Source organism: Pseudomonas sp. EA_5y_Pfl2_R50 (assembly GCF_963970475.1).
Classification (GTDB): domain Bacteria; phylum Pseudomonadota; class Gammaproteobacteria; order Pseudomonadales; family Pseudomonadaceae; genus Aquipseudomonas.
The window spans coordinates 111,881-130,547 of record NZ_CAXAPT010000015.1; the positions used below are offsets into that span (position 1 = coordinate 111,881).

The following is an 18,667-nucleotide window of genomic DNA, read 5'->3' on the forward strand; positions in this document are numbered from 1 at the left end:
GGGATTGCTGTTGAAACTGCTGATTCTTGATCGGGACGGAGTGATCAATTACGACTCCGACGCTTACATCAAGTCGGTGGCGGAGTGGATTCCACTGCCCGGCTCGATCGAAGCGATTGCGCAGTTGAGCAAGGCCGGCTGGACGGTGGCGGTGGCCACCAACCAGTCGGGCATTGCTCGCGGCTATTACGACCTTGCCACCCTCGATGCCATGCACGCGCGCTTGCGCGAACTGGTGGCTGAGCAGGGCGGTGAAGTCGGGCTGATCGTGTATTGCCCGCATGGGCCGGACGAAGGTTGCGATTGCCGCAAGCCGAAACCGGGGATGTTGAAAACCATCGCGGCGCATTACAACGTCGAGCTGGCCAATGTCTGGTTCGTCGGTGACAGCCTTGGTGACCTGGAGGCCGCCAAAGCCGTCGATTCACAGCCAGTTTTGGTAAAAACCGGAAAAGGCGAAAAGACTCAGGGCAAAACCCTGCCGGTTGGCACTCTGATTTTTGACGATCTGGCGGCGATTGCCGCAGAACTTATCCACAACTAGCGTACTTCTGACGTTCCTGACCAGGGATGATCGGGGTGCGCTTGAACAGTCGGGCATTGCCCCGTAACGGTAAACGTCACTATGTCGACACTGCGGGCCATCAGGATTTTTCTCTTTTACCTGCTGCTGGGCACCACCTCCCTGCTGTGGTGCAGCTTGAGTTTTTTTATCGCGCCGTTTCTGCCGTTCAAGGCGCGTTATCGTTTTATCAACGTTTATTGGTGCCGTTGCGCCTTGTGGCTGAGCAAGGTGTTTCTCGGTATCCGTTACGAAATCAAAGGCGCGCACAACGTGCCTGACCGGCCCTGCGTGATTCAATCGAACCACCAGAGCACTTGGGAGACGTTCTTTCTCTCCGCTTATTTCTCGCCGTTGAGCCAGGTGCTCAAGCGCGAATTGCTGTACGTGCCGTTCTTCGGCTGGGCCATGGCCATGCTGCGGCCAATCGCGATTGATCGCGACAATCCGAAAGCGGCACTGAAGCAGGTCGCCGCCAAGGGTGATGAGTTGCTCAGGGATAACGTTTGGGTGCTGATCTTCCCGGAAGGTACACGCGTTCCTTACGGTACTGTCGGCAAGTTTTCCCGCAGTGGTAGCGCTTTGGCTGTGAATGCGGCACTTCCGGTACTGCCGATTGCACACAATGCCGGCAAGTTCTGGCCGAAAGTCGGTTGGGGCAAGAAATCGGGAGTGATCACTGTGGTCATCGGTGAACCGATGTATGCCGAAGGCACGGGCCCGCGCGCTATCGCCGAGTTGAACGACCGGGTACAAGCCTGGAACGAGAAGACCCAGCGCGAAATGGGCTCGCTGCCACCCGCACCGCAGGCGCCTGCCGCGAGTGATCAGGTGGTTGTCTGAGAATTTGTGGATAACCTGTGTACGGTTTGCCTGGAAAAGGCTGAAAAATCATCCTAAGTAGCTGATTTATTTATATATTTCTCAAGATAATAAAACACCGTAAAACGTGCATAAGTTTTTTTCGGATGTTAAAAAACCGGCTGATATAGCCGGTTTTTTGTGCCCGTCATTCGACGATCAACGGCAGTTCAAGGATGAAAGTCGTGCCCTGATCGACCACGCTCTGACACTCGATTCGCCCGCCGTGATGATCGACCACAGCCTTGACCATCGACAGCCCCAGCCCTACGCCATCAATGCCCTTGGCCGAAGAAAAGCGCCGGTATTGGCTGAACAGCTCCGGCAATTCCTCGGCGTCGATGCCTTTGCCCTGATCCACCAGTTCCCATCGCAACCACTGTTCATCGCAACTGATGCGCAACTCAATAGTGCTGCCGTCCGGGCTGTACTTGATCGCGTTCTCCAACAAATTGAACAGCGCTCGGGTCAGCAGTCCCTGATCCGCCATCACCAGCCGTTCCTGGCAGGGCTCGTCCATGACGTGAAGCAACTCGATGCGTTTTTGCCGGGCGATGGGCAGCGCCTGATCAATGACGTCCAGTACCAGCATCGCAAACAGGCTCGGTTGAAAGTGATACGCCTCGGATTCCGCTCGCGCCAACAACACGAACCCGTCAGTCAAGGCCAGGGCTCGGCGCACCTGCCGTTCGATTTGTTGCAACAATGGCGAATCCGTTCCGGCCTCATGCCGGTGCACATCGAGCAACGCGAGAATGGCCGAGTGCGGAGCGCGCAGATCGTGAGACAGGAACCGCAATAGCACACTGCGTTGCTCCTCAGCGGCGCGTTCGGCGCTCAGGTCGGTCAGGCTCAGCAGCCAGCCGATGGGCGTGTCACCGTCCACCGGCAACAGCGCGGCGCGCTCAAGACGCAGGCTGCGCTCCTTGTGATCACGGAACTCAAGCAGGGGGAGGGCGGACAAGAGCGGACGCGGCGCTGTGAATAACTCCGGATAGCCGAGCCGCGCCAGTTGATCAAGGATGTCATCGCCCACCAGGTTACTGTCGAAGAGTTGGCGAGCCTTGCGATTGCCCAGCAGGATCAGCCCCTTCGGGTCACTGATCAGCGTCGCCACCGGCAGATATTCCAGCCCATCGGCGATGAACCGTCGGGTATCGCGAGTACGGCTCATGGCTTGTTCGAGCGCCATGATCTGGCCCTGCAAGCGATCGCCCCCGGTGAACGGAGTGCGGCGGCGCTCGGGAAAGACTTTCGGCTCGCTGTCCAGGCGGGCAAGCTCCCAGCCGAAATAAGTCAGCACCCCACTGAGACGCCGCCAGTTCCAGATCAGATAACCGAAGAGCATGCCCAGCGCGGCTGGCGTCGGCGACCACCAGCGCCGGGTTTCCGTCAGCCCGGCACTGGCGAGCAGCACGCACGCCATGCCGCTCAGCGTTATCCACAGCGCCCAGCGCGGACGCCAGAGCAACAGCCCCAGCACGCATGCCACCAGCCCTACCGAGAGCAATGCGCCCAGGACTGGCGAGACGTCACGCAGATTGACCTGGGCGCGATAAGACAACAGCGCAGTCAGCGGCAACAGCACTAGACTTATCCACACCCACTCGCGCACCAACTGGCGAAACAGGCGTTGCACCTGGCTTGGTTCACGGCTTTCGTGCCGGCGCCGGTGATTCATGGAAGCGCGCCGCAGGGAAAAGGGCAGGAAGGCTGGAATGGTTTCATGGGCCACAGGTCAGAGACGTAGACCCGAAGAATCATAGCGGACGTCGATCATCGACGAGACGCTTACTTTCACGGCAAAGGGCAAGCCGCTATGGTGGTCCCCCCGATTGCCCAAGCAACAAGGAATCACCGCGTATGCGCGTTGCGATACTGGACGACGAACCCGCCGAACTGCGTCGGGTCGAGCAAACCATGCAGCAAATGGCTGAGGCCGGCGAGCAGCCATGGTCGCTGTACAGCTTCGAGCGCGGCGAAGATTTGCTGCGGCAATTGCGACGGGAAACCTTCGACCTGCTGATCCTCGATTGGCAATTGCCCGACCTGACCGGTCTGGCCCTGCTGCGCTGGACCCGCGAACACATGGAAGCGCCCCCGGCAGCGATCATGCTCACCAGTCGCGATGGCGAAAGCGATATCGTTCAGGCGTTAAATGCAGGGGCCGATGATTACGTCAGCAAGCCGTTTCGCCCCAATGAATTGAAAGCACGGGTGGCGGCGGTGTTGCGGCGGCACAGTCAGCAGCGCACGGCCGCTGGCGAAGTGCTGAGTTTCAACGACCTGACGTTTGACGATGCGGAGCTGACGGTCACCCGCGAAGGCAAACCGATCATCATGACCGAACGCGAATACCGTCTCGCGCGTTGCCTGTTCAGCAATCTCGGACGACCATTGTCGCGGGACTATCTGTATGAACGGTTCTGGCCCCATGAGGAAATGGCATCGTCGCGACCGCTGGACACGCATATCTATCGCCTGCGCAACAAGCTCGGACTGACGGCAGACCGTGGTTGGCAACTGCTGACGATTTATGGCTACGGGTATCGGTTGGAGAGTGTGGCGGCCGTTACCTGAACGACTGAAAATCAAAACTGCCAGGGGGTGCGTTATCCCCACCTGACAGTCCTGTTTCAGTTCAACATAAGGTCTTTATGCTTCGCTGTTCATTGTCAGACAGGAATGGCTGTCTTGCTCAGTGGGCATCGGGAACCGTGGCTGATGAAGGGAAGCGATATGACGAGGAATGTTGGCCCGGGAATCCAGCGGCACCAGCCACCGTTTTGATGATTGCGCGAGATGTTCGGTCAACTTGCCCAACAACTCCCCGCTGTTGCGCCAATGGTGCCAATACAAGGGCACATCGGTTGGCTTGTCGGGTATCAACTCCACCAGCAAGCCACGCTGCAGATGATCCAGAATCTGCAACTCCGGAACCAGTCCCCACCCCAGTCCGGCTTCTGTCAGTCGTATAAATCCTTCTGATGACGGACAGAAATGGTGCTCGAAACTTCCGAGTACGCCCAACGCTGCAAGGTAGCGATGCTGCAGAAAATCATCGGGGCCAAACACCAGCGCCGGGGTGCGGGCAATCAACTGGGCATTGATACCGTTCGGAAAGTGCCGGGCGATAAACTCCGGACTCGCCACTGCGCGGTAGCGCATTGCCCCGAGCAACAGACTGCGCGCCCCCGCCATTGGCCGTTCCGTTGCACAAACACAGGCGGCCACTTCACCGGCACGCATACGCCTGAGACTGACCGCTTGATCCTCGACGACCAGGTCCAGCAACAAATTCTGCTCAGCGCAGAAATCGCCCACTGATCGAGCCCACCATGTCGCCAAGCTGTCAGCGTTCAAAGCGACGCGCAGGCGTTCCGGAGACCCGTCTTCATCCAGAGAAGGCACGTGACTCTGAAGGTCACGCTCAAGCAAGCGTACCTGCTGAACATGATAAAGCAGCCGTCGTCCTATCTCGGTTGGCACCGGTGGCGTCACGCGTACCAGCACCGGACGGCCGACCCTGGCCTCCAATAGCTTGATTCGCTGTGACACTGCGGGCTGGGACAGACCAAGAACCTGGGCTGCTCGTTCGAAGCCTCCCTGTTCAATGACTGCAGAGAGCGCAGAAAGCAATTTGTAATCAAACATCCGTTTTCCTTATGGGTGATCAACAATATCTTTTTTACTTCGAAGCGGAATCTATTGAGAATCGATACTGCAGGCACAACCGTTAGATCCCTCACAGTTGTACTGCGCGCGATTGTCTGGCGTTATTGCCATTTACCAAAGTTGATGTATTTCAGGAACACCCGAGCTGAACAACTAAACATTCAAACCGGAGGTATTAGTTAACACCAGACCCTGTAAAAGGTATACATAATGGAATGATTAAAAATTAACTCGATAGCGTGCCTAACGAATTAAAAAATACCAGCGAAATTCTTGTTCAGTTCGACGGAGTGAGTTGTGCAGAGAACTACATTTACTAATGCCAATCGATTGGCATTGGCCGATATTCAGAGCAGGTCCAGCGATGTAACGTTTGCACTGAAATTTACAATCTATCTGGCGTTGATTATAGCCGGTGGTTGTTTCGCACTGAGTGACCACCCATGGGAAATCGCCATAGGCGTCATTCTTCTTGGATCAATGTTCGCCCATGGCGTAGAACTTCAACATCAAGTTCTACACTCACAAGGGTTCAGGAATAAAAAGCTTAACGAACTATTCGGCGTGCTGCTCGGCCTGCCGATGCTGGTTTCATTCGCTGATTACAAAGCCAGTCACATGCACCATCACCGTTATCTGGGCACTCCAGAGAATCGAGAGTTCTTTGATTACGGAGACCAATATGGCGAGTTATCACTTCGTTCTATCAGCGCGCTATTAACCAGACTATTGATGGTTTCGCACTACCCACGTTTTTTCAAGAATGTATTTATTGCATTCAGCTCGCAGTACGAAAACGTTTCCAGCAACGTTTCCAGACGCATCAAGCGAGATCATCTTTCGATGGTCTTGATGATTGCAACGCTGGGTCTGGTTTCCTTTCAGTTCGGGTATGAAATCATCGTCTATCTGTGGGTGATTCCGCTCATGTTTGTCGCGGCGCCGGTGCACGCCCTGATTGAGATGCCAGAGCATTTTCGTTGCGCGACGGATTCAACAGACCCTTACGAAAACACCAGAACCATTAAAAGCAACGCGTTCATGAACTGGTTCACCAACGGTAACAACTACCACGTTGAGCATCATCTGATGCCCGGGTTGCCTATTGACCGTCTGCACGACCTGCACGAAAAAATTCATGAAAACTGCCGCTACCTGGAAGTCTCTTATAAAAGTTTCTATCTGGGACTGCTCCGTTCAATGCGCAAAAAATAACCCGCACTCCTTGCAAGATTGGAAGCTGACTCCGACGGGGCGTGACACGTGTTCGGGACTGGCGCGTGCTCGCCTCTGGTAAGGCAAAGGAATTGAAATGAATCTACAAGATCGTTCCACGTGTCAGACGACCATGCCGCCGTCGACCGTAAACTCGCTATCGGAACAGACAGCGCTCAACTCATTTTACTTGCGAGAACTGGCTGAACCAAGCGCCTACAAAATGGCGCCTTTTCACCACGAATATGCACGCACCCAAGCGTTGGAAGATGAATGGAACGCCTTCGAGGAAAGTCGCATCGATAAAACCCGGCTGCCAAAAACGGCCGCCGACTTTTTGAAGTGGTACACCCGCTTGCATGCCACTCATCGCGATGAGGTTTCACCGTTTTTCACTTGGCTGGCGGAAGAGTCGACGCTTGAAGAACTGAGCTTCTACATTGCCATGGAAGAACAGGTCGACGGTCGCTTCGATGACGTCATCGCCTTGGCACAATTGGGTATGACAGGCGATATGAAATTGGCGCTTGCGGAAAACTACTGGGACGAAATGGGCTTGGGTACGCTTTCCGAAATGCACACCGTGCTGTTCCGTAAATCCGCAGAAAAACTGCACGAACTCATTGGGCCCCAGGCCAGCATTCAACAAGCCCCGGCGGAGGCCTTGAAGAATGGCAATCTGCTGCTGATGTACGCATTGCGGCGCCAATATCACCCTCGTCTGTTGGGCGCACTGGCGATTCTTGAACACACCGCGCCCTACCGGTTCTCCCGAACAGTCAAAGCCATGCGTCGTCTGCATATGCCCGAGGACGTTATCTATTATCACGACATGCATATAAAGATTGATGCCAATCACGGCAAGCAACTTCTCTACCGTGTGTTGATGCCATTGGCGAAGTCGTGTCCTGAAGCCATTGAAGAAATGTGTATCGGCTGCCTGATCCGATACAACGTAGCCGTCGACTATTACAAAAGCATCGAACTGGCCATGAACACCAGCAAAAAGCTGTTGACGTGATACTTGGAGAACTCCTATGAAAAGCAATCTTGCCAATACTGAGCCACAGACTATCTGGGCACTCAACAACAGCCGCTTTGTCGCAGGGCACGCCGCTGAACTTCTCGGCGTGGATTTTTCCGAGATGCCCGAGTGGTCGGAGTTTCAGGGTTATTGGGAAAACCTGGAGCTTGATCGTTACATGAATGATGGTGGCCTGTACCGCTATCGTCGCTTCGGTAAATTCAAGTGGTATGCGAACGGCAATCGTCTCGAGCAGCAACCGCATGTTCCGTATTCCCAACCGGAGTATTTCAATCCGCTGAATGGCGGCATCGACCGGCACTTCGCCCCCGTCACTGCGGAGATGGCCAACAATGAGGTACTGAAAAAGCTTCTGCTGAAACTCGCGAACACTTTCAGTGAAATCGAAGATGTTCAAGGCTGGAAAATCAACACCTATTTCAATCGCATCCTGGCAACGCCAAACATGACGGGGTTGCCGGTACCCGAAGGCAAACACCGTGATGGAGTGAAATTCAGTTGCCTGTTCATGGCCGACAGAAGTGGTGTGATCGGGGGTGAAACGACCTTGGTCGACATCATGCATCAGCAACCTATTTATGTGGGCACGCTGGAGAAGCCTTGCCAGGCATTGCTATTCAGGGATGACACGGTTTTTCACGATACGACAGCCATTCAGATCAGTAATGGAGCCGACAGTGGTTATCGAGATCTGCTGGTTATCGAGTTCCACTGACCGTTCTCGTCCAGCCTATTAACGTATCCGGGTGAGGTGGTTTTATGTCCAGGGCTGAACGTATAGATGCGGCAATGACGATCAGGGTTTTGCAAGATTACGAATTGCCCATGACGCTGGTGTTGCTGTCGGCTTTTTATCCGGATCTGAATAAAGACCTGCTGTTAGAGCGAATGGAAACTGTCGCCAAGTTGAATTGGCAGTGTATCGGGGTATTCGAAGGAACTGAGTTGGTAGGCCTGACAGGCTATTGGCTGAATACTCGGATTTACTGCGGAAAATATTTATATATCGATCATTTCATCATCAGACCGGGAAACCGGTCTCGAGGGGTAGGCGCGCAACTGCTCAGCTACATAAGAGCCTTGGCCGATCACTACCAGTGTGAACAGGTCTGCCTTGATACATTCGTTACCAATTCAATGGCGCAGTCTTTTTGGACCCGACACGGTTTTTCAATCGTTGGTTTTCACTACGTCGCCAAATAAATACAGGGAGCGTTACATGAAAAAAGAATATTCGCGGGAAGTGATCTACAGCCGAATGATCGGTTTGATCAGCGAGGAAGAACTGGCCCTGTTAGCCAGCAAGACAATTGCCGTTCCAGGATGCGGCGGTGTCGGATATACCCACGCCGAAACACTGGTGCGCATGGGCGTGGGCGGGATCAAGATAGCTGATTTCGATACCTTTGGACCGGAAAACTTCAACCGCCAGTTTGGCGCAACGACTCATACGGTCGGGCTGAACAAAGCCGACGTTCTGCGTGAACGTCTCTTGTCGATCAATCCGGCCTTGCGCATTGAACAGTTCGACGGGGTAAGCGCTGAAACAGTCGACGATTTTTTGACTGACGTGGACATGTTATGTGACGCCATGGACTATTTCGTGATTGAGCCGCGTATTCAGATGTACCAAAAGGCGCGGGAACTGGGTATTCCAGCGGTCGTTTCCTGCCCCATAGGCTTCGGCGGAACATTGCATCACTTCCATCCTGAATCGATGTCATTCGAAGAATATTTTGCGCTGAAGCCCGAAATGTCAGAAACGGAAAAACTGGTCAATTTCGGGATTGGTCTCGACCCGCTTCATTTGCACCGTGCCTATCTGGAAGATCCGAAGCTCGATTTCGAAGAACGTAAAGTTGCCTCTCTAAGTTCTGCCTGTTTACTGGCTACAACCCTGACCGCGACTTTTACACTGGCCAAGTTATTGAACCGGGAAATGTTTTTTAAACCAGTGCCTTATGTATATCAGGTTGATTTCATGGCCGGAAAATTCGAAGAGACATTGGTCAGTGATGGGGTATTGGGACTAAAGAACAGTATTTCAAATAACCCGGAAAAGCTTTTTGCATAAAAACGTCACCCTGCGCAGCACAGTAAGGTGTGATAAAGTTTCAAAACACTCATTATCGTGAATTTTCGTGAACATGAAGCCACTTATTTTTATCGACGGGGAAGCCGGTACGACTGGACTTCAGATACATTCGCGTCTGAACGGTCGCACGGATATTGAGCTTTTGCAGTTACCCTATGCCGATCGCAAGGACCCGGTAAAAAGGGCTGAAGCACTTAACACCTGTGATGTCGCGATTCTCTGCCTGCCGGACGATGCCGCTGTTGAAGCGGTGTCGTTCATCGAAAATCCAAAGGTACGTGTACTTGATCCCAGTTCTGCCCACCGCACCACACTTGGCTGGGTGTACGGTTTGCCCGAACTGACCGCAGGTCAGGCTGACATCATCACGACAGCCAAGCGTGTATCCAATCCTGGATGCTACCCGACGGGCGCTATCGCACTACTGCGTCCGTTGACGGAAGCGGGGGTGGTGCCCAAGGATTACCCGGTCAATGTGCATGCCATTTCCGGATATTCCGGTTCTGGCAAATCGCTGATCGACGCCTATGAAATCCCGGATCATCCGCAACACACGGACGCTCCGTATCGGGGTTATGGCCTGAACCTCAACCACAAGCACGTCCCTGAGATGATGGCTGAGGCATTGCTGGAACATCGGCCTATCTTCACGCCTGGCTATGGCAAGTACCGCCAGGGCATCGTCTTGTACGTACCGCTGCATCTGCGCTTGTTGCCCGCTGGCGCCTCGGTGCAGCAGATCCACGCCTGCCTCAGCAATCATTACGCCGATTCCGAGTTCATCAAGGTTGTTCCGCTGGATCAGGTCAAGACCGTGACGCAACTGGACCCGGAATACCTGAATGACACCAACCGTCTGGACATCTATGTCTTCTCGGATGAGAAGTCGGGCCAGGTACTGCTTGCTGCGGTGTACGACAACCTCGGCAAGGGCGCATCCGGCGCGGCAGTACAGAACCTCAATTTGATGTTGAACGGTCAGGCTTGATGCAAGCGAATCTCCCTGTCACCCGGCCACGCCAGCGGTGACAGGGCAGATTCCAGCATTAACAGCTTATAGATGACATATTCATGTCGCCTCGAACTTAAAAAGTAATAGTTCACGCCCTTTAACTTTAATATAGCCGCGTACTGATATCTCGAAAAATAACGACCAACTGATTACTTAAAAGTAACCTGGATGTTTCCGCTCGCCCATAAAAAATTAAAACCTCAATCGAAACTACTTGATGTTTACCAGCCTCTAGCCTTATTAAAGGATTAACAGTCAATGGCTATTCTTGCGCAGTTTGATCTGGTCAAACCAAAGTATCCAAAGTCCGATCCACGCATGGACGGTTTTTATTCTTCTACCGCCTATGTAAATGGCCTCGCCGACGCACATCCCGGCTTTATATGGCGGGAAGTTCAGGACAACCAACAGCTTCTCGATGAGCGGTGGGGAGAAGGGTATCTTTATACGCTTTCGCTGTGGAAGAGCCCGGCGGCCTTGAAAGATTTCTTGTATAAAACGCCGCACAACGACTTTCGTGTGAGAGGTGCGGAGTGGTTCCTGCCTATCAGCAAACCACGGGTAGTGATGTGGTGGGTGAATGAAGGTCATATTCCGACATTGCACGAAGCCCATGAACGCTTGCAGTTGCTTTGGGAAATCGGAGCGTCGCGCGAAGCGTTTGATTTGAAATCGAGTGAATCCCCGATTGTATTGAGTTGAACATTGCCTCGGGCCGCTGCAAGAAATTCAGGGTTTAGTGGTTCATTACTCCGACGCCCATAAAAAAGGCCTGCTTATGCAGGCCTTTCTTGGTTTCGGCAACACACACCGGATCGCGCGCGCGGTGTAGGTTCACAGAATAGATGATTCAGGAGCCTCAACAAACACTGATAAAAGATCAGCTTTTTTGTGATTCCGCCTACCGGGATTTACTTAATAAATGAGAAAAACCTACTCGCTTCACACAATAGTTGATCCCACGTAGAACGGGACATAGCAACGCGTGCTGCGAGAGGACGTTCGGCGACTGCCAGGCGGTTCTGTTAAGCAGAGTCGTGCTCAGTCTGTGGATCAACCTCAAGATACTCATAGCTACCCTCGCCACCACCTTCTTTTGCATAGTGAATCACTAAGCGGCTGCTCTTCTCATCGTAGGACATGCCATCGACAAAACATTCACGGGCCATATCTGGATAAGCCTTTAGCAGAGAGGCGATATTCCGCATAACCCAAGCGATGAAATCAATATGCAGATCGCGCCAAGCCGAGCCGTATCCTTCGTCCTTTTCAGACGGTTTGAATCCCATGACGTTAAGGCAATATCCCATCAACCTGACGCTGTCTAGGTTTGGTGCCTTTACTATTGAGTTCCATAACATCGAGTGGACCAGCTTTAGGATTTTTCCGCCTGCCGCAGTGCGTAGTTCACTTGAGTTTAGGATATCGTCCCAGATCAGCGTGTACTGAATTTTTCTGGATACCCTACGAGGCTTACGGACTGACGAAGCTGCTTCAATTAGAGAGAATATGATGCGTGCAATATCTTCCGAGGCGTGCTCAACGTAAGTCTTGCCTTCCTGATCAAGGTCATCCAGCACTTTGACCATGTCTTGAATCAGCGTGCCCAGGGTACGTAGTCGTAGGTCGAGGTCATCGTTGAACCTCAAATCTGTTAACTGAAGGTCTTCAGTAATGTCGGAGTAGATACCCTCGATTTGTAGATAGGCCCAATGCAAAGAGTTCGGTTTTGAAGCGGCGCCTGCTCCCACGTGGACAGTGAACGCTTGGAGTACCAGACGAAAATATGCCTTCCACTGATCAATGTCCCAAGGTTTGCGGCGCGAATACTCAGGACTGAGCAATGTATCAATATGCCTGACCAATTGTGGGTTTTGGCATAGCGCCGTGGTTACGGGACGGGTAATGCCTTCCAATCCCGACGCGTAAAAATCCTGCTCATGGTACAAAAATGAGTTCCGATTCTCGATAGCTGCGGTGACGAGGCTCTTCGCGATGACATTGATCTCACCACTGTATTTGCTCTGCTTGCCTACAGTGTTGAACAGATTGATGATGAACCTCGGTGATCCCTCGACCACCGCCCGAGAGAACTTCGGACTGCCCATGGCCATGATTAGTCTGAGAGCATGCTCCTGCGTCTTTGTAATCTGGTCTGCGGTGCAATTGTCCGGCGCGCAGTTCACAATCCTTGAAACGGATCTCGCCAATTCGTCGCCAACAATAGCCAGCTCGGTTGGCGAACCCCGCAACAGACGCCTTTCGACGCTGCGAGAAAAATTTTTAGCATTCCAGGAGTTGAATCTGGCAGGCCAGAAAAAAGCTAACCAAAGCCAAGTGGCCAGTACCAGAAAAAAACCGCCACCCAGCAACAATTGCCACGACTCGGGCGTCAGCCAATCTCCAAGCGGTACACGCGATTGGCTCGCACGCCAATGATCAGTCAGCAGCGCCAGAAATCCCACGATGATAGTAATCGCCACGGAAGCCCTTCTTACCGGGAGGGCCGCAGTGTCAATGCGAAATTTGTAGCGCAGATCTGCGACGGTCCAAACGACCAGTGTCAAGGCAAGACCACTGATGAGCTCGGCGAATCCAAAGTATTTTGGGGCAGTTTTGTCGAGCGCAAAACAGTCGAAAGCGAGGGAGGCAAGCCAAGGGAGATTGAACGGATAACATTGTTCAATAGGCATCTGTACATCCTTTTAAGAAGCCATGATTGGCTTTGTGGAAATTAAAGGCGTTGCCCACTTCGGGCTATGCCGCTAGTCATGAAGTTAGAGTTTTCGATACTAGCTATTTAGTAATATAGAGAAATCAACTTCCTATTAAGACTGTTTTTCATCAAAAACCGGAAGATGATTTTTATGGAACTGTTCAATTCCATAACGTCTTAGTCTTTCCAACCACTCTTCTGCCACCGTTCTGGCTGCACCCAACGATACAGCGGCCTCGCGTAGCAGTGTAAATTCGGTTCGTAAAGTGGTTGGCGTAACTCCCGGATCATCGGTGTTGACCAATACCCGAACAGGCCCACGCCGCAAACCATAGCGGTTATATTTGCCGCCTTTTGAGAGCAACGACTCATCTGGCGGACTCCATCGAAAAATCGGGTGCTCGCTATGGTTTTCCAGCCGGGCAATATAAATATTCGACGTCGGATTGGTTTCGATGATCAGCCCCATCTCGTCATACTGGTCCATTAAGTAATCTTGCAGGGCGTGCATGAACTCCAACTCTTGGGCAGTATCTACATCATTGATGATTCCACGGACCGGCTTGGCATGCTCTCCATATAGCGCTTGCCCATCCCACTCACCGCCCGCTCTTACGACGACCAATGGTAACTTTTTCAGCGCCGCAATATGCTGATGACGGTAACGGAAAATGCGCGCGGCTATATCTGACAGATTGTTAATCACTGCAGCGTCTGGCACAGCACACCGCTCGCGCTCGTTTCTTGGCTGATCGTCGTACAGCTTTTGCCATAGATGATGACAGTTACGGCGCAAGCACCAAGCGCGAAAAAGTACCGAAGGTGGCACAGTCGCAAATTCTGATCTGGATTTGCTATCGCCTTCCTGTTGATCTACGTCCAGTTCAGGTGGCTCAAGCCAAAGGGTGAAGGGGAAGATGCGCGCAATACGACGCTCGATGATAGGCAGCACTTGCTGCGCTAGGGGTAAACGACCGCTTAATGTTGTGGCGTAATGCCAAAGCCAAACCAGATTGTCCAGGTGCTCATCCAAAGGGAGCATCATCTCGCCCTGCCGAGCCACCCATTGTGCGGGGTCGATACCCAACGCTAAGGCATGTCCCAGGCGATCGCCATCGCGCATTTCACAAAAGCGCACCGTTTCGTCGACATGACGCATTCCAGACAAGGGATGGGCATAGTCCTCCCCAGCGTGAATACTCAAATGAAAACCGCTGCTGGCCGGCTCACCTTCTGGACGCGACAAAAAGCCTCGCCGCAGCCAACGCAGTATTGGCGCAAACCACTCGATACGTAGATCGTTTTCATCGCCGGCAACGTCCAGTCCGCGAAACCAGCGTGAGGGATGGAACTGAAAATGCTGATTTAGCTGACCGCCTAGAAATTCTGGCAATGCCCAACCGGCATGCCTCGATAAGCCCGTAAGCAAATCGTCGGCACTTTTCCAGAGTTTTTCCAATTCTCGACCTGGAGCCCGCTTTTGCCTTTGAGTTCGAGAAAAATGGCCGCAAAAATGCCAACGCTCCATTGATCTCAGATAATGCCTGGCACTACCCTCAACGCTGATTTCATGCTCGCCAAATATATAAGGCGGAATGGTCGCGTGAAGCTTGCTTTGATTCGCAACAGCACCAGCCAGTTTGCTCACGAACTTGGAAGAAAACGTTCCGATCATGGCCTTTACCTCCGCCACATCCTCACGTCCCACCAGCAGTCGGCGTACATTGTCCTGCAAGAGAGACACTCCTCCACGCCTCAACGGGCCCTGGAAGTAGCGCTCAACAAAACGGGTCAAGCCTTGACCATCCATAATGAGCCGCCGCCGCAGCTCATTGAACATTTGCAGCCAGCATAGGATGGCAACACGCCACGAAGGCAAAAGATTCGGATCGCGATAGAGGCAGCAAAGATAGAGCAGCAGCCAGAGCCAGTGATTGGCACATCCGCGCATCATCGCTTGGGCGAACTGGCCACATACCCATGACGCAGAACCTACTGTCGCCGTAGCGTGGCTCGCTGCCAGCAATTCCCAATCCGGAAGCCTTTCTTTGACAACCATTGGGTCATTCAACTGCAGGGTAATATCCTGGTCCCTTGTAGAATGTTCGAGCAGTTGAATCAGTAGCTGCCGCATGCGTTTTAGCTGCGGGTCCAAGTGCTGCTTTTCGTTCTTTAACCAGTTTCCATCCTTGTCGCTGCCCCTCAATCCGTCACAACCGCCTGCCCTCAGCAAATAGGCGCCAAGAATAGCACTGTCCGTCGCAACGCCCCCAAGATGTACATGCCCTTCAGCATGCGGCAAGAATGGGTTAGGTGGCGGTGCAAAGAAAGGTGCCTGCGCTGAGACGACACGACTGATATCCCCCTCTGTTGGCTGCGGGCTCTCCTTCAGCCAACCACTCAGATGCCAGCTAACCAGCAGTGTAGGGTCCAGTTCCGCCGCGAGCCGTGCATAAGCTTGCACCTCGGTTTCGCGATAGCAAATCATGTCCCCATTACGCATTAGCTGTTGACTGAACAACTCATCCAGCCACGGCAACTCTGGCTCAATGAACAGCCTTGCATCGCACATCCGTTCCATTAGCCGGCGAACATCGTTCAAGCGAAAACGGCGCGGATAGTGCGCGTCCAGCGTGTCCACCAGCAACTGATAGCAGTCCCCTTGTAGAGCATGCCACCTGTCTTGCGCCATGCCCTGCTGCGGGCTGACCAATTCAGTCCACAACCGCTCTGCAAGCCGACCGCTTCCATAGAAGCCGCCGGTTGCGTGTTCAGTGAGAGAACGGTTCAGCATCAGTTTTGACTAGCCAGTAATGCCTGATTCGCGCTCGCCAGCAATTTCAACTCACTGCTACCAGAGTATAACTCGGTCATTTCAGTGATGATTTTTTGGCGCTCGTCTTCTGTGATTTTACGTAACTTGATCTGAAGGAATTTCGACGTCAGGCGAGGTGGCGGAGTAGCGTTTAGCTTGCTAAATAACCATTCCCTCGCGCTCACATTTTTTGCTTCTTTAACCCACGAAATAGCCAGCACCTCTTCTAACCAACTTCTGATTGGATGATCTGCAAGGAAGAAACTGGCGGTGCGGGTGCTAGCACCAAATTGACGCTTGGAAAGAGAGTCGAGATTGTCTTGGCCTTTCTGCCCTGTCGTCGGAGCAAACGGCAAGATGTTCATCTTGAAATGGGGGTTCTGCTCAAAGTTGTGTGGCGAATTCAAATTTACAGTAGCCACCACATCCGGGAGACCGAACAACCTGCCCTTTTCAAAGCTTCCAAAGGCCGACCAAGTTGCGTGGAACACCATACCCACTTTATCCAATGCTTTTCCGGCATCCTTCATGCCATTGGGCACATTTCTAAATTCGGCTACCTGGCTATATACCTTGTTGAATACCTTGTAGATTAGCCATGGTGAGAACCTTACTTGGTCCAACTGATGACGTTCACGCCAAGTCTCTATGTCTTTCTGCAATAGCTCAAGCTGTCGATTCAGCCTTTCCAGTACGTCATCCTCACCACTTTCTACAGGCTCGTCGTCCTCATCAGGCCCAAGATTCAGAGTTTTAGTAGGCGCCAAAGCACTGGTGGAGTGAAAAGGTGCATCCTGTACAATGGCTTGCAGGGTTTGTAGGCTGACCGGGCCAACGAGACTGGCAATAATCAGCTCAAAAACACGGCCAATATTCAGCATCATGCTGCGGTTAGCATTTGTGTAATAGTTATGGTGAGTGAGTAGTGAAAGTAAGAAGCAGGCTTTGTCTCCAACCTCTTCAGCTGCCACAGACCTAGAAATCACCTCCCAGTACTTCCAATCTTTTGCCGAATTTACTCCCACCTCTGCTACAGGATAGGGCAACAGGGTTTGTTGAGCATCTAACCTCGACAACCAGCCATACGGTAACTTATCTTCTAAATGTACCTGCCATTCTGAAAAGTCATTTTCCTTAATAAACTGATTTAGCCCAGCAGTCTCGTGTTGTAGAGGCTGGAACAGCGGCGTATCGAAAATACTACCGTTACGTTCCTCTTCACTGATTTCAGCTAGGTGCTGCCAGTATTGATAAGCCTGTAGCACTAGATAAACTGCCCCGGCCTGTGGTTCGTACTGGAAGTAATCACTCAGAGTACGTTCCCAGCTAGATACCGCCGTCTGATCCAACCCTCCGACAGTGAGATCTATCGGTTCGTGAGACTGCTCTGCAAATAACCTGTATGCAGGGCCGAACTCCCGTTTCGTTTCTTTATTCAAACGCTGGTGTTCGGCATGAAACAAGTTCATTAGGTCAAGACGGACTGTGGGCATTTGCCAGGCACGTTTGACTTGCAGAGGGTTCTCAGCCAAACGCACCGCTTGTGGCAAGCCTTGGATTAGCTCCGAACAACTGTTGATGAATTGTGTAAGCGCACGCAATGAAGGAATAGGCAGCGTCAGGCCACTACCTTCGCGACCATTGACCGGACCGGCTAAGAAAATGTCCAACCAAGCATGAAAATTGGGCAGCGAAATGACACTTGGCAGACCCAACGTAATGCCCTGATCGCGCAGGTATTCACTCACCGGTGGCATGAACAGTCGACCTGGCAAAGGCAGCACTTTGCGCTGATACTCATTGGCTAGTTCAACGGCTGTAGTATATGCCTGCCCCGGGTTGTACTTTGAATCCTTGGTCAAGCGACCATGAAAGTCTCGCCATGTTACTTCACGATACAGCTCGCGATCCCCACTGACGATCGGTAGTACGTAAGGTGTGGTCAGATAACGTCGTACAATTTCCAAGTTCTCAAATGCACGATTGAGCGAGGTGTCTACATCATCAATCGGTAGCACCAACAATTTTTTACCCAATAACTGCAAAACGGCCTTGAAAAACTCCTGTACGCGATCAGCCAAATGCTTATTTCCGAAAAGCGCACGAAGCTTATCCATACCGCGTTCGTCGTGTTGTACCTCTACGCACTCCAGCGCCTGGGCGAGTTTATCCAGTGCATGGTTTAACTGCTTGTAACTTTCTGGATTGATGCGTTGTGAATTTTTGACATCCTCGTCCGATAGTATCGCCGCCACTATTATGTGCAGGAAAAGGGATTCATTCTCCTCCAGCAGTGTAGGGTCGACCGGCTCAAGAATATGGATATCCTTTAAGATGTCTTCATGTGCACTTTTCAGGTACGTGCGTAAATTCACCAATACTGAAGTTTTTCCGGTGCCACGCTCGCCATCAATGGATACCGCATTGTGGCTCCGAATTTCGTTGAGTTTGGTGCTATCCCCTTTAGCATTGACCGTATGAAGAGCTTTAGTGATGAACCCAGCTAATTTGTGGTACACCGCCAATGGCAGCAGAGTTCTTTCATCATCTAGGTTGGCAGTTTCTGGTGCATGGAGCGGAATGTAACGGCTTGTAGTATTAGGTATTGACATTCCATGCCTCATTTTTTCCTGGGTAAGATTAGCCGCTGCTAGAGTAGGGCCATTCACAA

The 18,667-nt window shown here is 52.3% G+C and carries 15 protein-coding genes; 10 read left to right on the forward strand and 5 right to left on the reverse strand.

The annotated features are described in order from the left end of the window. Nucleotides 1-4: 4 nt before the first annotated feature. Together gmhB and AACY19_RS23215 are read left to right on the forward strand one after the other, a co-directional pair. On the forward strand, nucleotides 5-544 hold the full coding sequence (gmhB, locus tag AACY19_RS23210) for a D-glycero-beta-D-manno-heptose 1,7-bisphosphate 7-phosphatase (protein ID WP_339453937.1): 540 nt from the start codon (nucleotides 5-7) through the stop codon (nucleotides 542-544). Nucleotides 545-625: 81 nt separating this feature from the next. After that, nucleotides 626-1,405, forward strand: a complete 780-nt coding sequence (locus tag AACY19_RS23215) for a lysophospholipid acyltransferase family protein (RefSeq protein WP_339453938.1) — start codon at nucleotides 626-628, stop codon at nucleotides 1,403-1,405. 166 nt (nucleotides 1,406-1,571) lie between these two features. Here AACY19_RS23215 and AACY19_RS23220 read toward each other — a convergent pair whose 3' ends face one another. Further along, a complete protein-coding gene (locus tag AACY19_RS23220; RefSeq protein WP_339453939.1) occupies nucleotides 1,572-3,104 on the reverse strand; it encodes a sensor histidine kinase in 1,533 nt (510 codons plus the stop codon). A 182-nt stretch (nucleotides 3,105-3,286) separates the two neighbouring features. Here AACY19_RS23220 and AACY19_RS23225 point away from each other — a divergent pair, with 182 nt between their 5' ends. Further along, complete coding sequence (locus AACY19_RS23225) at nucleotides 3,287-4,003, forward strand: response regulator transcription factor (protein WP_339453940.1); 717 nt, start codon at nucleotides 3,287-3,289, stop codon at nucleotides 4,001-4,003. Between the two features lie 75 nt (nucleotides 4,004-4,078). On the opposite strand, the gene AACY19_RS23230 is transcribed toward AACY19_RS23225, so the two are convergent. Then, nucleotides 4,079-5,077: a LysR family transcriptional regulator ArgP gene (locus tag AACY19_RS23230; protein WP_339453941.1), complete on the reverse strand. Its 999-nt coding sequence runs from the start codon at nucleotides 5,075-5,077 to the stop codon at nucleotides 4,079-4,081. 318 nt (nucleotides 5,078-5,395) lie between these two features. Between AACY19_RS23230 and AACY19_RS23235 the strand changes: the two genes are divergently transcribed. The 7 genes from AACY19_RS23235 to AACY19_RS23265 all read left to right on the forward strand — a co-directional run bounded on the left by AACY19_RS23235 (nucleotide 5,396) and on the right by AACY19_RS23265 (nucleotide 11,167). Continuing rightward, nucleotides 5,396-6,313, forward strand: a complete 918-nt coding sequence (locus tag AACY19_RS23235; protein WP_339453942.1) for a fatty acid desaturase family protein — start codon at nucleotides 5,396-5,398, stop codon at nucleotides 6,311-6,313. A 97-nt stretch (nucleotides 6,314-6,410) separates the two neighbouring features. After that, a complete protein-coding gene (locus tag AACY19_RS23240) occupies nucleotides 6,411-7,334 on the forward strand; it encodes an iron-containing redox enzyme family protein (protein WP_339453943.1) in 924 nt (307 codons plus the stop codon). Between the two features lie 16 nt (nucleotides 7,335-7,350). Next, nucleotides 7,351-8,073 (forward strand): 2OG-Fe dioxygenase family protein, encoded by a 723-nt coding sequence (locus AACY19_RS23245; protein WP_339453944.1) that lies wholly within the window; start codon nucleotides 7,351-7,353, stop codon nucleotides 8,071-8,073. Nucleotides 8,074-8,117: 44 nt separating this feature from the next. Next, nucleotides 8,118-8,561 carry a GNAT family N-acetyltransferase gene (locus tag AACY19_RS23250; protein WP_339453945.1) on the forward strand — a complete coding sequence of 148 codons (444 nt, stop codon included), beginning with the start codon at nucleotides 8,118-8,120 and terminating at the stop codon, nucleotides 8,559-8,561. A 16-nt stretch (nucleotides 8,562-8,577) separates the two neighbouring features. Further along, complete coding sequence (locus tag AACY19_RS23255) at nucleotides 8,578-9,432, forward strand: ThiF family adenylyltransferase (protein WP_339453946.1); 855 nt, start codon at nucleotides 8,578-8,580, stop codon at nucleotides 9,430-9,432. Nucleotides 9,433-9,505: 73 nt separating this feature from the next. Continuing rightward, nucleotides 9,506-10,441, forward strand: coding sequence for an N-acetyl-gamma-glutamyl-phosphate reductase (gene argC / locus AACY19_RS23260; RefSeq protein ID WP_339453960.1), 936 nt, complete (start codon nucleotides 9,506-9,508; stop codon nucleotides 10,439-10,441). Nucleotides 10,442-10,723: 282 nt separating this feature from the next. Further along, on the forward strand, nucleotides 10,724-11,167 hold the full coding sequence (locus tag AACY19_RS23265; protein ID WP_339453947.1) for a DUF3291 domain-containing protein: 444 nt from the start codon (nucleotides 10,724-10,726) through the stop codon (nucleotides 11,165-11,167). Between the two features lie 323 nt (nucleotides 11,168-11,490). On the opposite strand, the gene AACY19_RS23270 is transcribed toward AACY19_RS23265, so the two are convergent. From AACY19_RS23270 to rdrA, 3 genes are all read right to left on the reverse strand, one after another. Continuing rightward, nucleotides 11,491-13,158: a hypothetical protein gene (locus AACY19_RS23270; RefSeq protein ID WP_339453948.1), complete on the reverse strand. Its 1,668-nt coding sequence runs from the start codon at nucleotides 13,156-13,158 to the stop codon at nucleotides 11,491-11,493. Between the two features lie 135 nt (nucleotides 13,159-13,293). Beyond that, entirely contained in the window at nucleotides 13,294-15,975 is a 2,682-nt protein-coding gene (gene rdrB, locus AACY19_RS23275; protein WP_339453949.1) for an antiviral RADAR system adenosine deaminase RdrB, read from the reverse strand. Continuing rightward, nucleotides 15,975-18,608 carry an antiviral RADAR system adenosine triphosphatase RdrA gene (gene rdrA, locus AACY19_RS23280; protein ID WP_339453950.1) on the reverse strand — a complete coding sequence of 878 codons (2,634 nt, stop codon included), beginning with the start codon at nucleotides 18,606-18,608 and terminating at the stop codon, nucleotides 15,975-15,977. Before rdrA ends, rdrB begins: the two co-directional genes overlap by 1 nt. Nucleotides 18,609-18,667: the final 59 nt, after the last annotated feature.